Below are 16,054 nucleotides of genomic sequence, written 5' to 3' on the forward strand. Positions count from 1 at the left end.
GTGGGTAAATTAGGCCAACAGGCGGTAGCCCGGTAACGTCAGGAAGTCAATTAACTCGTCGGAAGTGGTGATTTGCTCCATCAGGCGCGCGGCATCGTCAAAACGCCCGCTGCTGTAGCGGTGTTCGCCCAGTTCGTCCTGAATCACCAACATCTCTTCGGCCAGCATCTGGCGGAACAACGGTTTGGTAACCGGTTTGCCGTTGCTGAGCGTTTTCTGGTGGTGGATCCACTGCCAGATGGAAGTACGAGAGATTTCGGCGGTGGCCGCATCTTCCATCAGACCATAAATCGGTACGCAGCCATTACCGGAGATCCACGCTTCGATGTACTGCACCGCGACACGAATGTTGGCACGCATACCTTCTTCAGTACGCTCACCTTCACAGGGTGCCAGCAATTGTTCTGCGGTAATCGGCGCATCTTCTTCACGGGTCACGAACAGCTGATTTTTGTTTTCACCGAGTACGTCGTTGAACACCGCCATTGCGGTATCTGCCAGTCCTGGATGGGCAATCCATGTGCCGTCATGACCGTTATTGGCTTCCAGCGCTTTGTCCGCTTTTACCTTGGTCAGAACCTGGTTGTTACGTTCCGCATCTTTGCTGGGAATGAACGCGGCCATGCCGCCCATCGCGAACGCGCCGCGTTTATGACAGGTTTTAATCAGCAGACGCGAATACGCACTGAGGAATGGCTTATCCATCGTCACCACCTGACGGTCCGGCAACACGCGATCCGGGTGGTTCTTCAGGGTTTTGATATAACTGAAAATATAGTCCCAGCGACCGCAGTTCAGGCCCACAATGTGGTCACGCAGCGCGTGCAGAATTTCGTCCATCTGGAAAACGGCTGGCAGCGTTTCAATCAGCAGGGTCGCTTTAATTGTGCCGCGCGGCAGATTAAAGCGATCCTCTGCATAGCTGAACACTTCACTCCACCATGCCGCTTCTTGCCAGGCCTGCGTTTTGGGTAGATAGAAATAAGGGCCACTGCCTTTTGCCAGCAACGTTTTGTGGTTGTGGAAGAAATAGAGGGCGAAGTCGAACAGGCTGCCCGGGATCGATTCGCCACGCCAGGTGACGTGTTTTTCCGGCAGGTGCAGACCGCGAACGCGGCACACTAACAGGGCCGGATTGGGTTTGAGTTGATAAATTTTACCGGCTTCGTTGGTGTAGCTAATGGTGCCATTGACTGCATCGCGCAAGTTGATCTGCCCGTCGATAACTTTGTTCCACTCAGGAGCCAGCGAATCTTCAAAATCAGCCATAAAGACTTTGATGTTCGCGTTCAGCGCGTTGATAACCATCTTGCGCTCAACCGGTCCGGTAATCTCTACACGGCGATCCAGTAAATCATCAGGAATACCACGAATTTTCCAGTTACCTTCGCGAATGGAAGCTGTTTCCGAAATAAAGTCAGGCAACTTACCGTCATCAATATCCTGCTGCTGCTGGATACGTGCAGCCAGAAGTTTATTCCGCTTTGGCGTAAATCTTGTCACCAGCTCGGTCAGAAACTCCACCGCTTCAGCGGTCAGAATCTGCTGTTCCTGTTCGCCACGCGGCCTGGTGAAGATCAGTTCATCGGTTGTCGTTGCCTGTTGATTCATTGCGTAGTTCCTCGTCATTGATCCAAACACATCCCCAATGCGAACGAAGGATCGTTGTGCGGTTTTCGTTCAGCACAACTAAGACTACTCATTTAAATTTCAAAATCAAAAACAATTTCCATTTTTAATTTAATTATCAATTAACTTATTGATAACAATATAAATAAAATTTAATTACACATTGAGGTGCGTTTCGGAAATAAAAAAGGCACCCGAAGGTGCCTGATTCAACATGCTGAAACGCTTAAGGATCGTCTGTTACAGAAGATTAATCCAGCGTTGGATTCATGTGACGCAGATCATATGGCGTGATCTGGTAAACGTAATAGTTGAGCCAGTTGGTAAACAACAGATTGCCGTGGCTACGCCAGGTTGCCCGCGGTTTATTTTGCGGGTCATCTTTTGGGAAGTAGTTATAGGGCACTTCCGGCGTTAAGCCCGCTTCGACGTCACGAAAATATTCACTGCCGAGTGTATGGGCGTCATATTCAGGATGGCCCGTTACGAAGGCGATACGTTTATCTTTGCTGGCAAACAGGTAGGCATCTCCCTCTTCTGTTTCGGCAAAAATCTCGAGATCGGTGTAGTCCCTGATAAGGGCAGCAGGAAAATCGGCATAGCGCGAATGCGGAGCCAGGAACGCATCATCAAATCCACGCGTCAGCAGCGCATGAGGATGAAGAATATGGTGCTCATAGACGCCTGAGAGTTTATCCGTACGGGTTTGCTTGGGAATTCCGTACAGGATATTCAATGCGGCTTGCACCGCCCAACAGACAAAGAGCGTCGATGTAACATGATCTTTCGCCCATTCAAGCACTTGTTTAATCTGCGGCCAGTAAGCCACGTCATTAAATTCAACCAGACCCAACGGCGCGCCGGTCACGATCAGTCCATCAAAGTTCTGATCGCAGATATCCTCGAAATTACAGTAAAAGTTATTCAGATGCTCCGTAGGGGTGTTGCGTGACTCGCGGGCATCAATGCGCAATAGCTGAACATCTACCTGCAACGGTGAATTAGAGAGTAAACGCAGGAACTGGTTTTCCGTTTCAATCTTCTTGGGCATCAGGTTGAGGATGAGCACCTTCAGTGGACGAATTTCCTGACCGGAAGCGCGAGATGACGTCATCACAAAGACGTTTTCCTCACGCAAGAAATTGACGGCGGGTAGCTCGTCCTGCACGCGAATTGGCATAACCTGATAACCTCACTACATACGTTTAAACGTTTAGACATCCAGATAGCTGAAGATACCCAGGAATCATGCGAATGTCGAGCCTGCATCCTCAAGTTGAGAAAGTTTCACGGCTCCTTGCTGTAGATTAGTGCAGTAAAGAAAAAAGGAGAATGCTATTCGTCGTTCGCGCAACAGGCAATGTGCTGCCGGGAGAGCCAGGTGTGCTGCGCTTCTCAGGCCTGAACACCGGTTACAACAGTATGGGCTGGATAAAATGGTACGCTGCATCCGGCAGTTCTCACTCCCTGCAGACGCAAAAAAGCCCATCCGGCAGGATGGGCTTCTTCACTTGTTTGATGCCTGGCAGTTTATGGCGGGCGTCCTGCCCGCCACCCTCCGGGCCGTTGCTGCGCAACGTTCAAATCCGCTCCCGGCGGATTTGTCCTCCTCAGGAGAGCACTCACCGACAGACCACAGATAAAACAAAAGGCCCGGTCTTTCGACCGGGCCTTTTGCTTTTATTTGATGCCTGGCAGTTCCCTACTCTCGCATGGGGAGACCCCACACTACCATCGGCGCTACGGCGTTTCACTTCTGAGTTCGGCATGGGGTCAGGTGGGACCACCGCGCTACAGCCGCCAGGCAAATTCTGTTTATCAACACACCTCTCGGGTCTGTCGATGTAATCTGTAATCAAGCTGAATTTCGATGTCTCTTTCGCCAAAACATCTTCGGCGTTGTAAGGTTAAGCCTCACGGTTCATTAGTATCGGTTAGCTCAACGTATCGCTACGCTTACACACCCGACCTATCAACGTCGTCGTCTTCAACGTTCCTTCAGGACCCTTAAAGGGTCAGGGAGAACTCATCTCGGGGCAAGTTTCGTGCTTAGATGCTTTCAGCACTTATCTCTTCCGCATTTAGCTACCGGGCAATGCCATTGGCATGACAACCCGAACACCAGTGATGCGTCCACTCCGGTCCTCTCGTACTAGGAGCAGCCCCCCTCAATTCTCCAGCGCCCACGGCAGATAGGGACCGAACTGTCTCACGACGTTCTAAACCCAGCTCGCGTACCACTTTAAATGGCGAACAGCCATACCCTTGGGACCTACTTCAGCCCCAGGATGTGATGAGCCGACATCGAGGTGCCAAACACCGCCGTCGATATGAACTCTTGGGCGGTATCAGCCTGTTATCCCCGGAGTACCTTTTATCCGTTGAGCGATGGCCCTTCCATTCAGAACCACCGGATCACTAAGACCTGCTTTCGCACCTGCTCGAGCCGTCACTCTCGCAGTCAAGCTAGCTTATGCCTTTGCACTAACCTCCTGATGTCCGACCAGGATTAGCTAACCTTCGTGCTCCTCCGTTACTCTTTAGGAGGAGACCGCCCCAGTCAAACTACCCACCAGACACTGTCCGCAACCCGGATTACGGGTCTACGTTAGAACACCAGCCATTAAAGGGTGGTATTTCAAGGTTGGCTCCATGCAGACTGGCGTCCACACTTCAAAGCCTCCCACCTATCCTACACATCAAGGACCAGTGTTCAGTGTCAAGCTATAGTAAAGGTTCACGGGGTCTTTCCGTCTTGCCGCGGGTACACTGCATCTTCACAGCGAGTTCAATTTCACTGAGTCTCGGGTGGAGACAGCCTGGCCATCATTACGCCATTCGTGCAGGTCGGAACTTACCCGACAAGGAATTTCGCTACCTTAGGACCGTTATAGTTACGGCCGCCGTTTACCGGGGCTTCGATCAAGAGCTTCTCCTTACGGATAACCCCATCAATTAACCTTCCGGCACCGGGCAGGCGTCACACCGTATACGTCCACTTTCGTGTTTGCACAGTGCTGTGTTTTTAATAAACAGTTGCAGCCAGCTGGTATCTTCGACTGATTTCAGCTCCATGAGTAAATCACTTCACCTACATATCAGCGTGCCTTCTCCCGAAGTTACGGCACCATTTTGCCTAGTTCCTTCACCCGAGTTCTCTCAAGCGCCTTGGTATTCTCTACCTGACCACCTGTGTCGGTTTGGGGTACGATTTCGTGTTACCTGATGCTTAGAGGCTTTTCCTGGAAGCAGGGCATTTGTTACTTCAGCACCGTAGTGCCTCGTCATCACACCTCAGCGTTAACAAGACTCCGGATTTACCTGGAATCTCCGCCTACATGCTTAAACCGGGACAACCGTCGCCCGGCTAACATAGCCTTCTCCGTCCCCCCCTCGCAGTAACACCAAGTACAGGAATATTAACCTGTTTCCCATCGACTACGCCTTTCGGCCTCGCCTTAGGGGTCGACTCACCCTGCCCCGATTAACGTTGGACAGGAACCCTTGGTCTTCCGGCGTGCGGGTTTTTCACCCGCATTATCGTTACTTATGTCAGCATTCGCACTTCTGATACCTCCAGCATGCCTCACAGCACACCTTCAACGGCTTACAGAACGCTCCCCTACCCAACAACACATAGTGTCGCTGCCGCAGCTTCGGTGCATGGTTTAGCCCCGTTACATCTTCCGCGCAGGCCGACTCGACCAGTGAGCTATTACGCTTTCTTTAAATGATGGCTGCTTCTAAGCCAACATCCTGGCTGTCTGTGCCTTCCCACATCGTTTCCCACTTAACCATGACTTTGGGACCTTAGCTGGCGGTCTGGGTTGTTTCCCTCTTCACGACGGACGTTAGCACCCGCCGTGTGTCTCCCGTGATAACATTCTTCGGTATTCGCAGTTTGCATCGGGTTGGTAAGTCGGGATGACCCCCTAGCCGAAACAGTGCTCTACCCCCGAAGATGAATTCACGAGGCGCTACCTAAATAGCTTTCGGGGAGAACCAGCTATCTCCCGGTTTGATTGGCCTTTCACCCCCAGCCACAAGTCATCCGCTAATTTTTCAACATTAGTCGGTTCGGTCCTCCAGTTAGTGTTACCCAACCTTCAACCTGCCCATGGCTAGATCACCGGGTTTCGGGTCTATACCCTGCAACTTAACGCCCAGTTAAGACTCGGTTTCCCTTCGGCTCCCCTATTCGGTTAACCTTGCTACAGAATATAAGTCGCTGACCCATTATACAAAAGGTACGCAGTCACCCCATAAAGAGGCTCCCACTGCTTGTACGTACACGGTTTCAGGTTCTTTTTCACTCCCCTCGCCGGGGTTCTTTTCGCCTTTCCCTCACGGTACTGGTTCACTATCGGTCAGTCAGGAGTATTTAGCCTTGGAGGATGGTCCCCCCATATTCAGACAGGATACCACGTGTCCCGCCCTACTCTTCGAGTTCACAACACATGCACTTTTGTGTACGGGGCTGTCACCCTGTATCGCCGGACTTTCCAGACCGTTCCACTACCACACATGCTGATTCAGACTCTGGGCTGCTCCCCGTTCGCTCGCCGCTACTGGGGGAATCTCGGTTGATTTCTTTTCCTCGGGGTACTTAGATGTTTCAGTTCCCCCGGTTCGCTTCATTACGCTATGTATTCACGTAATGATAGTGTGACGAATCACACTGGGTTTCCCCATTCGGAAATCGCCGGTTATAACGGTTCATATCACCTTACCGACGCTTATCGCAGATTAGCACGTCCTTCATCGCCTCTGACTGCCAGGGCATCCACCGTGTACGCTTAGTCGCTTAACCTCACAACCCGAAGATGTTTCGTAAAACATTTCAGTGTTGCGAAAATTTGAGAGACTCGAACACACCGCTTTTCATTTCTTGTTTACGGAGAAATGAAACAGTGTGTCGTTTCAATTTTCAGCTTGATCCAGATTTTTAAAGAGCAAATATCTCAAACGAGACTCGAAAGTCTGTTTTGAGATACTTCGGTCGGCGACTTTCACTCACACATACCAGCAAGTGGCGTCCCCTAGGGGATTCGAACCCCTGTTACCGCCGTGAAAGGGCGGTGTCCTGGGCCTCTAGACGAAGGGGACACTGAAGTCTCAATCGCAAGACGCCTTGCTATTTACTTTTCATCAGACAATCTGTGTGAGCACTACAAAGAACGTTTCTTTAAGGTAAGGAGGTGATCCAACCGCAGGTTCCCCTACGGTTACCTTGTTACGACTTCACCCCAGTCATGAATCACAAAGTGGTAAGCGCCCTCCCGAAGGTTAAGCTACCTACTTCTTTTGCAACCCACTCCCATGGTGTGACGGGCGGTGTGTACAAGGCCCGGGAACGTATTCACCGTGGCATTCTGATCCACGATTACTAGCGATTCCGACTTCATGGAGTCGAGTTGCAGACTCCAATCCGGACTACGACATACTTTATGAGGTCCGCTTGCTCTCGCGAGGTCGCTTCTCTTTGTATATGCCATTGTAGCACGTGTGTAGCCCTACTCGTAAGGGCCATGATGACTTGACGTCATCCCCACCTTCCTCCAGTTTATCACTGGCAGTCTCCTTTGAGTTCCCGGCCGAACCGCTGGCAACAAAGGATAAGGGTTGCGCTCGTTGCGGGACTTAACCCAACATTTCACAACACGAGCTGACGACAGCCATGCAGCACCTGTCTCAGAGTTCCCGAAGGCACCAAAGCATCTCTGCTAAGTTCTCTGGATGTCAAGAGTAGGTAAGGTTCTTCGCGTTGCATCGAATTAAACCACATGCTCCACCGCTTGTGCGGGCCCCCGTCAATTCATTTGAGTTTTAACCTTGCGGCCGTACTCCCCAGGCGGTCGACTTAACGCGTTAGCTCCGGAAGCCACGCCTCAAGGGCACAACCTCCAAGTCGACATCGTTTACGGCGTGGACTACCAGGGTATCTAATCCTGTTTGCTCCCCACGCTTTCGCACCTGAGCGTCAGTCTTTGTCCAGGGGGCCGCCTTCGCCACCGGTATTCCTCCAGATCTCTACGCATTTCACCGCTACACCTGGAATTCTACCCCCCTCTACAAGACTCTAGCCTGCCAGTTTCGGATGCAGTTCCCAGGTTGAGCCCGGGGATTTCACATCCGACTTGACAGACCGCCTGCGTGCGCTTTACGCCCAGTAATTCCGATTAACGCTTGCACCCTCCGTATTACCGCGGCTGCTGGCACGGAGTTAGCCGGTGCTTCTTCTGCGAGTAACGTCAATTGCTGCGGTTATTAACCACAACACCTTCCTCCTCGCTGAAAGTACTTTACAACCCGAAGGCCTTCTTCATACACGCGGCATGGCTGCATCAGGCTTGCGCCCATTGTGCAATATTCCCCACTGCTGCCTCCCGTAGGAGTCTGGACCGTGTCTCAGTTCCAGTGTGGCTGGTCATCCTCTCAGACCAGCTAGGGATCGTCGCCTAGGTGAGCCGTTACCCCACCTACTAGCTAATCCCATCTGGGCACATCCGATGGCAAGAGGCCCGAAGGTCCCCCTCTTTGGTCTTGCGACGTTATGCGGTATTAGCTACCGTTTCCAGTAGTTATCCCCCTCCATCGGGCAGTTTCCCAGACATTACTCACCCGTCCGCCACTCGTCACCCAAGGAGCAAGCTCCTCTGTGCTACCGTTCGACTTGCATGTGTTAGGCCTGCCGCCAGCGTTCAATCTGAGCCATGATCAAACTCTTCAATTTAAGTTTGATGCTCGTGAATTAAACTTCGTAATGAATTACGTGTTCACTCAGAGACTTGGTATTCATTTTTCGTCTTGCGACGTTAAGAATCCGTATCTTCGAGTGCCCACACAGATTGTCTGATAAATTGTTAAAGAGCGGTTGCGACGCGCTTTAGCGCTCTGTCGCGAGGTGGCGTATATTACGCTTTCCTCTTTCAGAGTCAACCCTCATTTTCAGGTTTTTCTCTTCAACCGAACCGGCTGTTTGTGTGAAGTGATTCACATCCGCCGTGTCGATGGAGGCGCATTATAGGGAGTTTCCCGCGGCCCGCAACCCTTAAATTGCAGAAAAATGACTGACCGCTGCATTCCACAGCAAAACCCCGCCTTATACCCATTTACACACAGAGTTATCCACAAACCACGCGACCGTTTGTGCACTTCTCTGTTTATATGAGCATCCTTCAACGGAAAAAGAAGAGGTCAAAATCGAAAATTAAAAATTCGCGAGCGTTGCGCAAACGTTTTCGTTACAATGCCCCCGCACAACAAGGATGCCCCGTAAGGGGCGTTAGCTGAGTTTTTAGCCAAGAATTCACCTAACGCTCTCTGTAATAGTCAAATCCAGGGGATTTACCATGCAACAACGTCGTCCAGTCCGCCGCGCTCTGCTCAGTGTTTCTGACAAGGCCGGTATCATCGAATTCGCTCAGGCACTTTCCGCACGCGGTGTGGAGCTGCTGTCTACAGGTGGCACTGCGCGCCTGTTGGCTGAGAAAGGCCTGCCAGTGACCGAAGTTTCCGATTACACCGGCTTCCCGGAAATGATGGATGGACGCGTAAAGACCCTGCATCCGAAAGTCCATGGCGGCATTCTTGGTCGTCGCGGTCAGGACGACGGGATTATGGAACAGCACGGCATCGCACCTATCGACATGGTGGTTGTTAACCTGTACCCGTTCGCCGAGACCGTTGCCCGTGAAGGCTGCTCGCTGGAAGATGCGGTAGAAAACATTGATATCGGCGGCCCGACGATGGTGCGTTCCGCTGCCAAGAACCATAAAGATGTGGCTATCGTTGTGAAGAGCAGCGACTACGTCGCCATTATTAAAGAGATGGATGCCAACGACGGTTCTCTGACCCTCGACACGCGTTTCGATCTCGCGATTAAAGCCTTTGAACACACCGCCGCTTACGACAGCATGATTGCCAACTACTTCGGTAGCATGGTTCCGGCCTACCACGGCGAAAGCAAAGAAGCCGCCGGTCGCTTTCCACGTACACTGAACCTGAACTTCATTAAGAAGCAGGATATGCGCTACGGCGAGAACAGCCACCAACAGGCTGCCTTCTATATAGAAGAGAATGTTAAAGAAGCGTCCGTTGCCACCGCGCAGCAGGTACAGGGCAAAGCACTTTCCTACAACAACATCGCCGATACCGATGCGGCGCTGGAGTGCGTAAAAGAATTCAACGAGCCAGCCTGTGTGATCGTCAAACACGCTAACCCGTGCGGCGTGGCAGTCAGTACCTCTATTCTCGATGCTTACGACCGCGCCTATAAAACCGACCCGACCTCCGCGTTCGGCGGCATCATCGCCTTCAACCGCGAACTGGATGCCGAAACTGCTCAAGCCATCATTTCCCGTCAGTTCGTGGAAGTGATCATCGCGCCATCCGCAACCGAAGACGCACTGAAAATCACCGCCGCCAAACAGAACGTCCGCGTGCTGACCTGCGGTCAGTGGGCACAACGTGTGCCGGGCCTGGACTTCAAACGCGTTAACGGCGGTCTGCTGGTTCAGGATCGTGACCTGGGTATGGTGAGCGAAGGTGAACTGCGCGTAGTTTCCAAACGTCAGCCGACCGAACAGGAACTGCGCGATGCGCTGTTCTGCTGGAAAGTAGCTAAATTTGTAAAATCCAACGCCATTGTTTACGCCAAAGAGAACATGACTATCGGCATAGGAGCAGGCCAGATGAGCCGCGTATATTCCGCAAAAATCGCCGGAATTAAAGCCGCCGACGAAGGTCTGGAAGTTCAAGGTTCCTCTATGGCATCCGACGCCTTCTTCCCGTTCCGCGATGGGATTGATGCCGCCGCCGCCGCTGGTGTGACCTGCGTGATCCAGCCGGGCGGTTCTATCCGTGATGATGAAGTCATTGCTGCCGCCGACGAGCACGGCATAGCGATGGTGTTCACCGACATGCGCCACTTCCGCCATTAATCCACGGAGCAGACGATGAAAGTATTAGTGATTGGCAACGGCGGGCGCGAACACGCGCTGGCCTGGAAAGCGGCGCAGTCGCCAAAAGTCGAAACGGTATTTGTTGCACCAGGCAACGCGGGCACCGCGCTGGAACCTGCGCTGCAAAACGTGGCAATCGGCGTGACCGATATTCCGGCGCTGCTGAGCTTTGCCCAGAATGAGAAGATCGATCTGACCATCGTTGGCCCAGAAGCGCCTCTGGTAATTGGCGTGGTCGATGCGTTTCGCGCCGCCGGTCTGAAAATCTTCGGCCCAACCGAAGGTGCAGCGCAGTTGGAAGGCTCCAAAGCCTTCACCAAAGATTTCCTTGCCCGTCATAACATTCCAACGGCGGAGTATCAGAACTTCACCGAGATTGAGCCTGCGCTGGCCTATCTGCGTGAGAAAGGCGCGCCGATCGTTATCAAGGCCGACGGCCTGGCCGCCGGTAAAGGCGTTATCGTCGCGATGACGCTGGAGGAAGCCGAAGCCGCTGTTCATGACATGCTGGCAGGTAACGCTTTTGGCGATGCGGGCCACCGTATCGTGATCGAAGAGTTCCTCGACGGTGAAGAAGCGAGCTTTATCGTGATGGTTGACGGCGAGCACGTGCTGCCAATGGCCACCAGCCAGGACCACAAACGCGTGGGCAACGGCGATACCGGTCCGAATACCGGCGGTATGGGCGCTTACTCACCTGCACCGGTGGTGACTGATAACGTTCATCAGCGCACCATGGAACGCATCATCTGGCCAACCGTAAAAGGCATGGCGGCGGAAGGGAACACTTACACCGGTTTCCTGTACGCGGGTCTGATGATCGACAAACAGGGCAACCCGAAGGTTATCGAGTTCAACTGCCGCTTCGGCGATCCGGAAACCCAGCCGATTATGCTGCGTATGAAATCGGATCTGGTGGAGCTGTGCCTTGCCGCCTGTGACGGCAAGCTGGATGAGAAAACCTCTGAGTGGGACGAACGCGCCTCTTTGGGCGTAGTGATTGCCGCGGGCGGTTATCCGGGCAACTACAATACTGGCGATGAGATCCACGGCCTGCCGCTGGAAGAAGTCGCTGACGGTAAAGTGTTCCACGCGGGCACCAAACTGTCTGCTGACGATCGCGTGCTGACCAACGGCGGTCGCGTCCTGTGCGCCACCGCGCTGGGCAACACCGTTGCCGAGGCGCAGCAGCGTGCCTACGCCCTGATGACCGACATCCGTTGGGACGGCAGCTTCAGCCGTAACGACATCGGCTGGCGCGCCATCGAACGTGAGCAAAACTAACGGCTGAGCTTAGCCAGCAGCGTTTTGCGCGTAATACCTAACTGACGGGCGGCTTCGGTTTTATTGCCGCCCGTTTTTTCCAGCGCCGCCAGAATCACTTCTTTTTCGACATCCACCAGCGGTTGGATCTCGCCACTGTATTCCGTTTTTATCGGTGTCGCGGCAATCGCCATCGGCAGCTCGCGTTCGGAAATATATTCCCCCGTTAGCAGCACCACCGAACGCTCAATCGCATTTTCCAGCTCACGGATATTGCCCGGCCAGTCATAGTGGATCAGCAGATCCATCGCCTGCGGAGTAAAGCCTTTCACCGCTTTTCGATTACGTGTGGCAAAACGCTGGAGAAAATGTTCGGCCAGCAGCGGAATATCTTCCCGACGCTGGCACAGCGCAGGCATTTCAATAGTGATGACGTTCAGGCGATAGTAGAGATCCTGACGAAAGCGCCCGGCGTTCACTTCCTCCGCCAGATCGCGATGTGTGGCGGCGATCAGCCGGACATCAACCGCAATAGTCTGGTTGCTGCCAACCCGTTGCACTTCCCGCTCCTGGATAGCCCGCAGCAGACGCACCTGCATTAGCGGTGAGATATCGCCAATTTCATCAAGAAATAACGTGCCGCCTTCGGCTTCCACAAAGCGCCCTTCCCGCCGCTTATCCGCGCCGGTAAACGCGCCTTTCTCATGACCAAAAAGTTCGGATTCCAGCAGCGATTCATTAAGCGACGCACAGTTCAGCGTCACCAGCGGTTTATCACAGCGGGCACTGCTGGCATGCAGCGCCCGGGCCACGAGCTCTTTCCCCGTACCAGAGTCTCCGTGAATGAGCACCGTTGCATCCGAGGGCGCAACCATCGCGATTTCATTGATCAACTGCCGCATCGCCGGACTGCTGCCAATCATGCCAAACTGCGCAGCCGACCCTGACGGCAGTTCAGCGCCCGTTTCCCGCGTATGCGCCAGCGCCTTTTCCAGCGTCTCCTGCAGGCGATCAAAATCCAGCGGCTTGATTAAGTAGTCCAGCGCACCGGTTTTCAGTGCCTCAACGGCGGTCTCCACGCTGGAGAACGCCGTCATGATCAATACCGGAATCGCCGAATTCAGCGCTTTAATCTCTTTCAGCGTTGCGATGCCGTCCATCTCCGCCATACGCACATCGCACAGCACTAAATCAAATACGCGTTCACGCACCTGTTCCAGTGCCGCTTGCCCGCTATAGGCCAGCGCGACCTCATAACCCCAGCCGCGCAGCAGCGCCTGTAAAATGGTGCAGTGGCTGATATCGTCATCTACCACCAGAATATTGATTTTTCCGCGCGTCATCCTTGTTAATCCTGTTGTTTCGCGTTGGTCGGCAGCCAGAGGGTAAAGGTTGCGCCTTTGCCCTCAACACTTGCCACATGAATGGTACCACCGTGCTGTTCAATTATGTTCTGCACTACCGCCAGCCCAAGGCCGGTTCCATCCGCTTTAGTCGTGAAGTAAGGCGTAAAAATGGCCTCCAGCTGTTCCGCTGCAATCCCTTTCCCGCTATCAATAACCACGATTTTAACGCGATCGCCGCTGCTTTCACTCGCTTCAACCGTAATCGTGCCCTGACGACCAATCGCATGAATGGCGTTCAGATACAGATTCAACAGAACCTGAGTCAGTCGGTCGGGATCGGCCTGAATAGCGGGCAGCGTGGAACTGGCCGAAAAACGTAGCTGGATTTCCCGGCTTGCCGCATCCTGACTCACCAGGTTTAATGAGTGGGTGATGACCTCATTGAGATCCACCTGTTGCAGCGTCAGATGCGCAGGTTTCACCAGCTCCAGCAGCTCACTCACCACCCGATTTAAACGGTCCGCCTCTTTCGCCATCACCTGCGCCAGCTCATGCGACTCACCACCAACCGGAGTTCGTTCGGCAAAATATTTCGCTAAACCTTTGATCGATGAAAGCGGGTTTCGAATCTCATGCGCGACCCCGGCCGCCAGATGCCCGAGCGCCATCAGTTTTTCTTTACGCTTCATCGCATCCTGCAGTTCTTTGTACGAGCGCTGATAGCGTTGATACCAGAAGAACGTCAGCACAGTGGCCAGCAGCACGGCCGCCAGCGCAGACAGGACGATCAGGGTGTTACGCCACTCTCTTGCCTGAGTCGCAGCCAGATCGCTGGCATCAAAAGCGATAAATATGGTTTGTGCGGGGGGGATAAGCTGTCCGTCATTGCTGGCACAGCGCGCCATGCCATGACGTCCTGGACCATACATCGGCTGAAACTGACGATAAATTTCCAGGACCGGTGTTTTTTCACCGTCCCCCGTAGGCATGTCAATATTCCGCCAGCTTTCTTGTTCCCCGGGGCTTAGTTGCCGCAGGACATCCGGTGAATAGAGCGTTTTACCGACCATCGCGGAATTGCTGTGCGTAATAATAACGCCATGATCGTCAACGACGGCAAACCATAGCACGCCTGGTTGTACGGCCATTTCCTCCAGCAGCGTCTGCTGTTGAGCATGATGCATGCGCATCCCCATACCTACGCGCGTACCAGACTCCAGAGCGCGGATGAGCACGCTGCCTTTTTCCAGTAGCGTTTGCCGCGCGGCGCCGCTTTCCCGCCCATAGTCCCGAATGGTCATAATCGAAAACCAACCGACCAAAATCAGGATTGCCGCCAGCAAGAGTCGGCTCAACCACTTGGCCGCCGTGTCCTTATAAAGACGCATACGCTCTCCCTTTATCCCACCTGTTCCTTTCATCGTTGCAGGTATACAGCAGAAATCATGCCATTTTTTCTCAGTGATAACCCTGCCCTCAGACACAAACCGCTGAAAGTAGCGGGTAAAAATGACCCGCCTGCGCGTTCTGGCGAGTCATTTTTACTCGTCGCCCTGTGAAGGCCACGACTACAACGCCCGCGGGAGCGGGATTGCCGCTTTGGCACGGAAGATGCAATAGGAAATGTAATCTAACCAACAGGAGAACGACCCATGAAACGGAACAACAAACTGGCGCTGATTGCACTCTCTCTTATCGCGTTGGGCTCTACCCCGGCGCTGGCGCAGAATCACTGGGGATATGGTGATGGAATGCAGCAACGAGGCGGTACGCCAATGACCACTGAGCAGCAGGCTACCGCGCAGAAAATCTATGACGATTACTACTCGCAGACCAACGCCTTGCGCCAACAGCTGACCTCTAAACGTTATGAGTACAACGCGTTGCTAACAGCCAGCTCGCCGGACACTGCAAAAATTAATGCCGTGGCAAAAGAGATGGAGGCGTTGAATCAGTCACTGGATGAGCAGCGCGTTAAACGCGATGTCGCAATGGCCCAGGCAGGCGTACCTCGCGGAGCGGGAATGGGCTACGGCGGGTGCGGCGGTGGCGGTAACCATCGCGGCGGCCATATGGGAATGGGCCACTGGTAAACGGTTTTTGCCGGATGACGGCTTCACCTTATCTGGCCCGATGTCCTGGCATCAGGTTTTCAGAAGGTTTTGGCAGTAGGCTGCCAGTGACAAAAATCTTCATTAGCGACCAGCAGTAGCTGCGACCCTTCGGGCGCTTCCAGCCATGCCACACTCACTTCTACAGATGAATGGCTCTGGCGGCGCTCAATGTGGTTTATCGCCCACGATTCCAGATCGGGCTTCAGTGTTTCACCTTCACAGGTCGTGACTGTGTTATTCGCATGCCAGCGCCCCTGACGCAATATCACCCGTCCCTGACGCAACGCATCGCTGGTCTGGCGGATTTGATCGGCACGATAGCGGTAAAGCGCAATTTGATCGCTGGAAAGCTGCTGCTTTTGCCCATCGACTTCACGCTGCATGAAACTCAGTTCGCCCCGGTCATCGAAGCGTATACGGACATGTTCCGGTGGTTTACTGTAAGTGTTGAGTTCTATCAGCGAGAGCGAATCACCCTGCCAGCGGTATTCACTGGTGGTGGTATCGCCTTTACGCCACGGACTAAATACCGAGAGCAAGTGAACATCGTCGCTGGAATCTTTACGCCAAATGCGTACCGCCCCCTGATCGCCAACATAGCCGCTGGCCGTGAACGGAGGAAGCTCAGAGTGGCGACTACAGGCAGACAGTAACAGCACACCTGAAAGCCAAAGCGAATGACGCCAGATGGACAAAAGGGGCGAAACCGCCCCTTCGATAAAACTGTTCACTGCCACGC

At 53.4% G+C, this 16,054-nt stretch carries 8 protein-coding genes, 1 tRNA gene and 3 rRNA genes; 3 read left to right on the forward strand and 9 right to left on the reverse strand.

The features are described 5' to 3' along the window. Positions 1-9: 9 nt before the first annotated feature. From aceB to HV350_RS23230, 6 genes are all read right to left on the reverse strand, one after another. Positions 10-1,611, reverse strand: coding sequence for a malate synthase A (aceB, locus tag HV350_RS23205; protein ID WP_181629405.1), 1,602 nt, complete (start codon positions 1,609-1,611; stop codon positions 10-12). 268 nt (positions 1,612-1,879) lie between these two features. Continuing rightward, the gene (gene metA, locus HV350_RS23210; protein WP_016155321.1) at positions 1,880-2,809 is read right to left on the reverse strand and encodes a homoserine O-succinyltransferase; all 930 of its coding nucleotides are present in this window, start codon (positions 2,807-2,809) and stop codon (positions 1,880-1,882) included. A 509-nt stretch (positions 2,810-3,318) separates the two neighbouring features. Further along, positions 3,319-3,434, reverse strand: a 5S ribosomal RNA gene (gene rrf, locus HV350_RS23215). A gap of 98 nt (positions 3,435-3,532) precedes the next feature. Next, positions 3,533-6,439 (reverse strand): 23S ribosomal RNA (locus HV350_RS23220). 220 nt (positions 6,440-6,659) lie between these two features. Then, positions 6,660-6,735 (reverse strand) — tRNA-Glu (locus HV350_RS23225). Between the two features lie 85 nt (positions 6,736-6,820). Continuing rightward, a 16S ribosomal RNA gene (locus HV350_RS23230) occupies positions 6,821-8,362 on the reverse strand. Together the 16S, 23S and 5S rRNA genes with 1 tRNA gene alongside form the textbook arrangement of a ribosomal RNA operon. 619 nt (positions 8,363-8,981) lie before the next feature. Here HV350_RS23230 and purH point away from each other — a divergent pair. After that, positions 8,982-10,571, forward strand: a complete 1,590-nt coding sequence (gene purH, locus HV350_RS23235; protein WP_019078474.1) for a bifunctional phosphoribosylaminoimidazolecarboxamide formyltransferase/IMP cyclohydrolase — start codon at positions 8,982-8,984, stop codon at positions 10,569-10,571. A gap of 15 nt (positions 10,572-10,586) precedes the next feature. Beyond that, positions 10,587-11,876, forward strand: a complete 1,290-nt coding sequence (purD, locus tag HV350_RS23240) for a phosphoribosylamine--glycine ligase (RefSeq protein ID WP_181598672.1) — start codon at positions 10,587-10,589, stop codon at positions 11,874-11,876. Here purD and zraR read toward each other — a convergent pair. Both zraR and zraS read right to left on the reverse strand, forming a co-directional pair. After that, positions 11,873-13,198: a sigma-54-dependent response regulator transcription factor ZraR gene (gene zraR, locus HV350_RS23245; RefSeq protein ID WP_049043230.1), complete on the reverse strand. Its 1,326-nt coding sequence runs from the start codon at positions 13,196-13,198 to the stop codon at positions 11,873-11,875. The genes purD and zraR overlap by 4 nt on opposite strands. 5 nt (positions 13,199-13,203) lie before the next feature. Further along, positions 13,204-14,589, reverse strand: a complete 1,386-nt coding sequence (zraS, locus tag HV350_RS23250) for a two-component system sensor histidine kinase ZraS (protein ID WP_047416004.1) — start codon at positions 14,587-14,589, stop codon at positions 13,204-13,206. Positions 14,590-14,853: 264 nt separating this feature from the next. Between zraS and zraP the strand changes: the two genes are divergently transcribed. Continuing rightward, positions 14,854-15,294, forward strand: a complete 441-nt coding sequence (gene zraP / locus HV350_RS23255) for a zinc resistance sensor/chaperone ZraP (protein WP_016155316.1) — start codon at positions 14,854-14,856, stop codon at positions 15,292-15,294. A 59-nt stretch (positions 15,295-15,353) separates the two neighbouring features. Here zraP and HV350_RS23260 read toward each other — a convergent pair whose 3' ends face one another. Then, positions 15,354-16,046 (reverse strand): DUF1481 domain-containing protein, encoded by a 693-nt coding sequence (locus HV350_RS23260; RefSeq protein WP_047359007.1) that lies wholly within the window; start codon positions 16,044-16,046, stop codon positions 15,354-15,356. Between the last annotated feature and the right edge of the window lie 8 nt (positions 16,047-16,054).

The sequence above is a fragment of the Citrobacter sp. RHBSTW-01013 genome (assembly GCF_013781985.1).
In the GTDB taxonomy this organism is placed as follows: domain Bacteria; phylum Pseudomonadota; class Gammaproteobacteria; order Enterobacterales; family Enterobacteriaceae; genus Citrobacter; species Citrobacter braakii.

Bases quoted from the DNA above. Each gene is read 5' to 3' on its own strand.
- aceB (WP_181629405.1), bottom strand. From the start codon at position 1,611: ATGAATCAACAGGCAACGACAACCGATGAACTGATCTTCACCAGGCCG.
- metA (WP_016155321.1), bottom strand. From the start codon at position 2,809: ATGCCAATTCGCGTGCAGGACGAGCTACCCGCCGTCAATTTCTTGCGT.
- purH (WP_019078474.1), top strand. From the start codon at position 8,982: ATGCAACAACGTCGTCCAGTCCGCCGCGCTCTGCTCAGTGTTTCTGAC.
- purD (WP_181598672.1), top strand. From the start codon at position 10,587: ATGAAAGTATTAGTGATTGGCAACGGCGGGCGCGAACACGCGCTGGCC.
- zraR (WP_049043230.1), bottom strand. From the start codon at position 13,198: ATGACGCGCGGAAAAATCAATATTCTGGTGGTAGATGACGATATCAGC.
- zraS (WP_047416004.1), bottom strand. From the start codon at position 14,589: ATGCGTCTTTATAAGGACACGGCGGCCAAGTGGTTGAGCCGACTCTTG.
- zraP (WP_016155316.1), top strand. From the start codon at position 14,854: ATGAAACGGAACAACAAACTGGCGCTGATTGCACTCTCTCTTATCGCG.